The sequence below is a fragment of the Streptomyces sp. NPDC003042 genome (assembly GCF_053591315.1).
Map to the genome: position 1 here is coordinate 1 of NZ_JBSFTP010000148.1, position 7,151 is coordinate 7,151.

A 7,151-nucleotide genomic window follows, 5' to 3' on the forward strand; every position below is an offset into this window, starting at 1 on the left:
GGGGGGACCCTGTGGGAGAGTAGGACGCCGCCGAACAATCATTGTGGGAAAGCCCCGCACCTTAAATGGTGCGGGGCTTTTCTGCGTTCCGGGCCGGGCGCCGGGCCGTACTCGGCCCCAACCGGTGAGACCGGCCGCCGGCCGCGTGCTGAGGATCTGCCGCTGTTCAACCGTTCACCAGCACGGGGTTGCCGTGAACCCGCGCTGACGGCTCGTAGGGTGGGTGGATGGGCTATGAGTTGGTCATCTTCGACAACGACGGCGTCCTCGTGGACAGCGAGCCGCTCTCGAACACCATCCTCTCCGGGTACCTGACGGAGCTCGGGCACCCCACCACGTACGAGGAGTCGCTGCGCGACTACATGGGAGCCGCGGTGCACCGGGTGCACGACCTGGTCCAGGAGCGGACCGGGCAGCGGCTGCCCGAGGAGTTCGACCGGACGCTGCACGACCGAGTGTTCGCCGCGTTCGAGCGGGAGCTGCGGCCGGTCGCGGGCATCACCGAGCTCCTGGCCGAGCTGTCCGCGCAGGGGGTGCCGTACTGTCTCGCGTCCTCCGCGAGCCACGCGCGGATCCGGGTCGGGCACCGCAGTGCCGGGCTGGACGAGTGGTTCGAGGAGGAGTGGATCTTCAGCTCCGAGGACGTCGGCCGGGGCAAGCCGGAGCCCGACCTGTTCCTGCACGCGGCGCAGGTCATGGGGGTCGAGCCGTCGCGGTGTGTCGTCGTGGAGGACAGCCCGCTCGGGGTGCGGGCCGCGCGGGCCGCCGGGATGGACGTGTACGCGTTCACCGGGATGCTGCCCGCCGAGCGCCTCGCCGGGGCGACCGCGTACTTCGGGGAGATGAAGGAGCTGTACGGGCTCCTCGGATTCGCCGTGTGATCTCTCTACCCACGGGTAGCCCCTGGGCCTACGCTCAGCCGCCATGACGGTTGATGTGCGGCTGCGGCGTGGGCGCGGCGCTCTGGGATTCAGCTTCTTCGCGCAGGGTGTCGCCTTCGCCCTGCTCGTGACGCGCATCCCGGCGATCCAGGACCGGTACGGGATATCCGATGGGCTGCTGCCCGCCTTCCTCGCCGCCGTGCCGATCCTCGCGGGGGTCTCCAGCGTCGCCACCGGGCACCTGGTGAAGCGGGTCGCGCCGAGTGCGGTGCTGAGGTGGGCACAGCCGGTGGTGCTGCTCTCGCTGCTGGGTGTCGGCGCCGGCAGTGCAATGTGGCATGTGGCGCTGGCGCTCGGGGTGTTCGGGTTGTCCGTCGGTGCGCTGGACGCCTCGATGAACATGCTCGGGGTGAACCTCCAGCGGGCGTACGGGCGCAGCATCATGCTGGGGTTCCACGCCTCGTACAGCCTGGGCGGGATCGTGGGGGCCTCGGCCGCCTGGGCGGGGGCGCACTGGCGGCTGGATCTGGCCGCGTCCTATCTGCCGGCCGTGGTGGTGGTACTGCCGCTGGCCCTGGTGGGGAGTCGGTTCTATGTGGACGCGGCCTCCGTGGACGCGGCGGCCGAGGGGCGCGGAGTGGTGACGGGGCGGACGGCGAAAGGGGCCAACAAGCTGCTGTTGCCGCTGTGCCTGGTGATGGCGTGCGCGTACATCGGGGATTCGACCGTCGCCAACTGGAGTGCCAAGTACCTCCAGGACGTGCTCGGGAGCTCCGAGCAGCTCGCGACCGTGCCCTACACCATCTACATGGTGACCACGCTGATCGGGCGGTCCGTCGGCGACCTGGGGGTGCGGCGCTTCGGGGCGGGGGCCGTGGTCCGCGTCGGAACGGTGGTCGCGGCCGTGGGGTTCGGCGTCGTGGCCGTGGCGCCGGGGGCGTGGGTGGGGATGCTCGGCTTCACGCTGGTGGGGCTCGGGCTGTGTGTGATCGTGCCGCAGACCTTCGCCGCCGCGGGGAGGCTGTTCCCGAGCGGTTCCGACGCCGCCGTCGCCCGCCTGAACATCTTCAACTACGTCGGCTTCCTGATCGGTTCGCCGCTCGTCGGCGGGATCGGGGACGCCTGGAACTACCGGGGCGCGATGCTCGTGCCCATGGTGCTGGTCCTGGTGACACTGGTCCATGCCCGCTCGTTCGGTGCTGACGACGCCCGATACGGTGGCGGGCATGAGCGGGCGCGGGCTGTTGATGTGGGACGAGGCGGTCACGAAGTATGACTTCGGGCCGAGCCATCCGATGGATCCGGTGCGCCTGGCGCTGACCATGGGCCTGGTGCGCGCCTTCGGGCTGGATCAGGTGATGGAGGTACGGGCGGGCCGTGCGGCCGGGGATTCGACGCTGCGGCTCGTCCACCGTGAGGACTACGTGGCCGCGGTGCGCGAGGTGTCCGCGGATCCGGGGGTGGCCGACGGCTCGTACGGGCTGGGGACCATGGACGATCCGGCCTTCCACGGCATGCACGAGGCGTCGGCGCTGATCGCCGGGCAGTCGGTGGCGGCGGCGGAGGCGATCTGGCGCGGGGAGGCCGGGCACGCGGTGAACTTCGCCGGCGGACTGCACCACGCGATGCCGGGCGGGGCGGCCGGGTTCTGCGTGTACAACGACGCGGCGCTGGCCGTCGCCCGGCTGCTGGAGCTGGGGGCCGAGCGGGTCGCGTACGTGGATGTGGACGTTCACCACGGGGACGGCGTCCAGGCGGCGTTCTGGGACGATCCGCGCGTCCTGACGATCTCCCTGCACGAGCATCCCCGGACGCTGTTTCCGCAGACCGGCTGGCCGGAGGAGACCGGAGGCACCCGAGCCGAGGGGAGCGCCGTGAACGTGGCGCTGCCGGCCGGGACGGGGGACGAGGGGTGGCTGCGGGCCTTCCACGCGACGGTGCCCGAGCTGCTGGCGGACTTCAGGCCGCAGGTGCTGGTGAGCCAGCACGGGGCGGACACCCACTTCGAGGATCCCCTGGCCCATCTGGCGGTGTCGCTGGACGCGCAGCGGGCGGTCCAAGAGGCCTGCCACCAGCTGGCGCACGAGCACGCGGACGGCAGGTGGCTCGCGCTGGGGGGCGGCGGGTACGCGGTGGTGGACGTCGTACCGCGGTCGTGGACGCATCTGGTCGGGATCGTGGCGCACCGGCCGGTGGATCCGGGGGCCGAGGTGCCGCAGTCGTGGCGGGACGAGGTGTACGCGCGGACGCGGCAGCTCGCGCCGGCCCGGATGACGGACGGCCGGACGGCGCAGTGGCGGGACTGGGACGCGGGCTACGATCCGGCGGACCGGACGGATCAGGCCGTTCTGGCGACCCGGCGGGCGGTGTTCCCGCTGCGCGGGATGCTCGCGTGAAGCATCGTTACGCCAACGGTGGGGCGGTTCCGCTTAATTGGTGAACGGCCAGGTGTGGTGCGGCAGCATCGGAGGGTGTTGAGCACCGGCGCGTTACGTGCGCATCTGCTGGCCGCCCGGTTGGCCGGGCCCGTCGCCACCACGCGGGAGGAGAGCCTGCGCAGTTACCGGCTGTTCGCCGCGCGCGATCCGCGGGTGCTGCTGGGGCTCGATCCGGAGTGGGTCTGGGGCGAGGGTGATCTGCTGAGGCTGATGGCGGAGAAGTGCGGCGTCTCCGCGGATCCGGCGCACGTCAGCGGGCCGGACGTGATCGATCCGGAGCGGACGGTGGCCGCCCTGGAGGCCTTCGCGGAGCGGCTGCGGGCGGCAGCCGAGGCGCGGTCACCCGTACTGTTCGCAACGGGCCATCCGCACCGCCTCCTGGAGTTCTACGCCGTTTTGGCGCACGCGATGTCGGCGGCGGGATGTGCTGTCCTCACACCGGCGCAGGGGGTGGATGTGGACATGGCGACCCGGTTCGGCGTACGCCCGCACCGCATCGATTACGTACGGGGAGTCGCACTGGTGCGGGAACCCGGCGCGCGGCCGCCGGGGAGTGCGACCGGCGCACACACCCATTCGCCGCTGCCGGTTCGGATCGCTCTGGGGGCGCTGGCGGAGGCCGGGGGGCCGCTGCCGGAGCTGGTGGTGGGGGACCACGGGTGGGTCTGCGGTGCAGGTCAGCTCGGTGTCGAGGCGATCGGGCTGGCCGATACGGACGATCCCGCGCTGTTCGTCGGAGAAGCGGAGGGGCGGGTCGCGGTGGCGGTTCCGCTTGATGACGCGGTCCCCTCCGACTACTACCGGCCGCTCATTCGCTATGTACTTCAGCGCGCCGGGCTGTCGGGCCGTCAGGAGTGGCCGTAGCTCCTCTTCCCCACTCGTATCACACGCCCCTACTCTGGGGAGTGAGCGCGCGACGACGAGGAGTAACCGGAGGGGAAGCCGGTGCCCGTCACGCGCGGAAGGTCAAAGGTGAGTCATGGCTGCTGGCGAGAGGCCTCTCAGTGAGGTTCAGTTCCTGACCGTGGCGGAGGTCGCCTCGGTGATGCGAGTGTCGAAGATGACCGTGTACCGGCTGGTGCACAACGGTCATCTGCCCGCAATCAGGGTGGGCCGGTCCTTCCGGGTCCCCGAAAATGCGGTTCACGAGTACCTCCGAGAGTCCTATGTGGGGGTGGAGTCGGCCTGAGACTGACGTTCGTGACTCCCTCGAAGCACTCGGATTACAGGCTCAGAGCCAGGGCGGGTAGGCTAGGCCGACGTAGGTCGTGTGGGCCCAGACGCCCCGCACCAGTGAAGATGAAGTGAGCGAGGGTAGTCGTGGGCTCTGTTATCAAGAAGCGGCGCAAGCGGATGGCCAAGAAGAAGCACCGCAAGCTGCTCAAGCGCACCCGCGTCCAGCGCCGTAACAAGAAGTAAACGGCAGCTGTACGTGTTCTCCGCAGCCCCTCCACCATTTTGGTGGAGGGGCTGCGGTGCAGCCGGGGGACTTCTTCGAGGGAGGCGCTGAGCTCGTGGGGAAGGTCGTGCTCGTCACCGGGGCAGCCAGACAGCTGGGAGGCCGCTTCGTGCGCCGCATCCAGCGCGACCCGGAGGTGGAGCGGGTCATCGCGGTCGACGCGGTGAGCCCGCCGCACCGGCTCGGCTCCGCCGAGTTCGTGCGTACGGACATCAGACAGTCGGCGATCGCCCGGGTACTCGCCGAGCACGCCGTGGACACGGTGGTGCACCTCGCCGTCACCGGCGGCAGCGCGGCATCGCCCGGGGCGCGCAGCGCCGTCAAGGAAACGAACGTCATCGGGACGATGCAGCTCCTCGGGGCCTGCCAGAAGTCACCGACCGTACGGCGGCTCGTGGTCAAGTCCAGTACCAGCGTGTACGGAGGCACCGCGCGCGACCCGGCCGTCTTCACCGAGACCACGCAGCCCAAGTCGCTGCCGGGGGCCGGCTTCGCGAAGGAGGCCGCCGAGGTCGAGGGATACGTGCGTGGCTTCGCGCGCAGGCGGCCCGATGTGGCGGTGTGCGTACTGCGCTTCGCGAACATCCTGGGGCCGTACGCGGACTCGGCGCTCGCCGACTACTTCTCGATGCCGGTGATGCCGACGGTGCTCGGCTACGACCCGAGGCTGCAGTTCGTCCACGAGGACGACGTGGTGGACGTCCTGCGGCTGGCGGCGGGCGAGCCGCCGCGCGGGACGCTGAACAGCGGGACCTTCAACATCGCTGGCGACGGCGTGCTGCTGCTGTCGCAGTGCGCGCGGCGCCTGGGGCGGCCGACGCTGCCGCTGCTGCTGCCCGCGGTGACGTGGGTGGGGTCGGCGCTGAGGGCGGTGGGCGCGAGCGACTTCTCGCCGGAGCAGATCCGGCTGCTGACCCATGGGCGGGTCGTGGAGACCTCGCAGATGCGGGACACCCTGGGGTTCAGGCCGATGTACACGACCGCCGAGACCTTCGCCGACTTCGCGCGGAGCCGCGGGAGCACGCTGCTGCCGCCCGAGCGGGTCGCGCGGGGCGTGGACCGGGTGGCGGGGATGCTGGGCGTGCCGGATGTGGGTGCGGGTACGGGTGTGGACGAGGGAGCGCAGCGATAGTGGCGGACGCCAAGGTCATTCCGTTCGACGAGGACCGGCCGCGCCGGCGGAGCGCCGCGCGGAGGGTGCGGGCGGTGCCGGAGCCGGTGTCCGAGCCGGTGTCCGAGCCGGTCGTGGAGCCGGTGGTGGAGCCGTCTGCCGTGCCGGCAGGACCCTCCGGTGACGGCGGCTGGGACCGGCGGATCGCGGGCGGGCTGGCGTTCCTGCGGCGGCGGCTCACGGGCGAGTACGAGGTCGACGACTTCGGCTACGACAAGGAGCTGACGGACCAGGTCCTGATGTCCCTGATGCGGCCGCTGTACGACAAGTACTTCCGGGTCGAGGTCAAGGGCATGGAGAACATCCCGGCGAAGGGCGGTGCGCTGATCGTGGCGAACCACTCCGGGACGCTGCCCCTGGACGGGCTGATGCTCCAGGTGGCCGTGCACGACCACCACCCGGCGGAGCGGCACCTGCGGCTGCTGGCCGCCGACCTGGTGTTCATGCTGCCGGTGGTGAACGAACTCGCGCGGAAGGCCGGCCACACGCTGGCCTGCGCGGAGGACGCGCAGCGGCTGCTGGAGGCCGGGGAACTGGTCGGGGTGATGCCGGAGGGCTTCAAGGGGATAGGGAAGCCGTTCGGGGACCGGTACAAGCTGCAGCGCTTCGGGCGCGGCGGGTTCGTCTCGACGGCGCTGCGGGCCGGAACGCCGATCGTGCCGTGCTCGATCGTGGGCGCGGAGGAGATCTACCCGATGGTCGGCAACGCCAAGACGCTGGCGCGGCTGTTGGGGGTTCCGTACTTTCCGCTGACGCCGACGTTTCCGTGGCTGGGGCCGTTGGGGGCGGTGCCGTTGCCGACGAAGTGGACGATCCAGTTCGGGGAGCCGATTCCGACGGATGGGTACGCGGCGGAGGCGGCGGAGGATCCGATGCTGATGTTCAACTTGACGGACCAGGTCCGCGAGCAGATCCAGCACACCCTCTACAAGCTGTTGGTGCAGCGGCGGTCGGTCTTCTTCTGACGGTGGTCGGGTGGCGGCGTGCTGCCGCTCGGTGGCCGGCGGACGGAGTCCGGCGCAGCTGCCCGAAGCCCGCGGAGCGGTGCGAGGACAGCAAATAGAGGGGCCAAGCTGTTGGTGCAGCGGCGGTCGGTGTTCTTCTGACCTGGCCCTTCCCGCCCTGCTCCTCGCCTTCGTGCTGATCCCGAAGGACCGACAGCGCGACAGAGGACGCAGGTTCGACCTGCCCGGTGCGCTCAG

The 7,151-nt window shown here is 70.8% G+C and carries 8 protein-coding genes; all 8 read left to right on the forward strand.

Annotation, left to right across the window (positions count from 1 at the left end):
* Positions 1-227: 227 nt before the first annotated feature.
* The 8 genes from ACWDYJ_RS35510 to ACWDYJ_RS35545 all read left to right on the forward strand — a co-directional run bounded on the left by ACWDYJ_RS35510 (position 228) and on the right by ACWDYJ_RS35545 (position 6,914).
* Positions 228-881: an HAD family hydrolase gene (locus tag ACWDYJ_RS35510; protein WP_451569736.1), complete on the forward strand. Its 654-nt coding sequence runs from the start codon at positions 228-230 to the stop codon at positions 879-881.
* Positions 882-924: 43 nt separating this feature from the next.
* The gene (locus ACWDYJ_RS35515; protein ID WP_451569737.1) at positions 925-2,157 is read left to right on the forward strand and encodes an MFS transporter; all 1,233 of its coding nucleotides are present in this window, start codon (positions 925-927) and stop codon (positions 2,155-2,157) included.
* A complete protein-coding gene (locus ACWDYJ_RS35520) occupies positions 2,108-3,277 on the forward strand; it encodes an acetoin utilization protein AcuC (protein ID WP_451569738.1) in 1,170 nt (389 codons plus the stop codon). The genes ACWDYJ_RS35515 and ACWDYJ_RS35520 overlap by 50 nt, the downstream gene beginning before the upstream one ends.
* A 75-nt stretch (positions 3,278-3,352) precedes the next feature.
* A complete protein-coding gene (locus ACWDYJ_RS35525; RefSeq protein WP_451569739.1) occupies positions 3,353-4,183 on the forward strand; it encodes a phosphatase in 831 nt (276 codons plus the stop codon).
* Positions 4,184-4,298: 115 nt separating this feature from the next.
* Positions 4,299-4,508, forward strand: a complete 210-nt coding sequence (locus ACWDYJ_RS35530) for a helix-turn-helix domain-containing protein (RefSeq protein ID WP_008738568.1) — start codon at positions 4,299-4,301, stop codon at positions 4,506-4,508.
* 131 nt (positions 4,509-4,639) lie between these two features.
* Positions 4,640-4,738, forward strand: a complete 99-nt coding sequence (locus ACWDYJ_RS35535; protein ID WP_003948845.1) for a 30S ribosomal protein bS22 — start codon at positions 4,640-4,642, stop codon at positions 4,736-4,738.
* A gap of 95 nt (positions 4,739-4,833) precedes the next feature.
* Positions 4,834-5,910, forward strand: coding sequence for an NAD-dependent epimerase/dehydratase family protein (locus ACWDYJ_RS35540; RefSeq protein ID WP_451569740.1), 1,077 nt, complete (start codon positions 4,834-4,836; stop codon positions 5,908-5,910).
* Positions 5,910-6,914: a lysophospholipid acyltransferase family protein gene (locus tag ACWDYJ_RS35545; protein ID WP_451569741.1), complete on the forward strand. Its 1,005-nt coding sequence runs from the start codon at positions 5,910-5,912 to the stop codon at positions 6,912-6,914. The genes ACWDYJ_RS35540 and ACWDYJ_RS35545 overlap by 1 nt, the downstream gene beginning before the upstream one ends.
* Positions 6,915-7,151: the final 237 nt, after the last annotated feature.

What these genes read in the sequence shown, in the direction of transcription:
- ACWDYJ_RS35520 (WP_451569738.1), top strand. Translation starts at nt 2,108, where the DNA reads ATGAGCGGGCGCGGGCTGTTGATGTGGGACGAGGCGGTCACGAAGTAT.
- ACWDYJ_RS35530 (WP_008738568.1), top strand. Translation starts at nt 4,299, where the DNA reads ATGGCTGCTGGCGAGAGGCCTCTCAGTGAGGTTCAGTTCCTGACCGTG.
- ACWDYJ_RS35515 (WP_451569737.1), top strand. Translation starts at nt 925, where the DNA reads ATGACGGTTGATGTGCGGCTGCGGCGTGGGCGCGGCGCTCTGGGATTC.
- ACWDYJ_RS35510 (WP_451569736.1), top strand. Translation starts at nt 228, where the DNA reads ATGGGCTATGAGTTGGTCATCTTCGACAACGACGGCGTCCTCGTGGAC.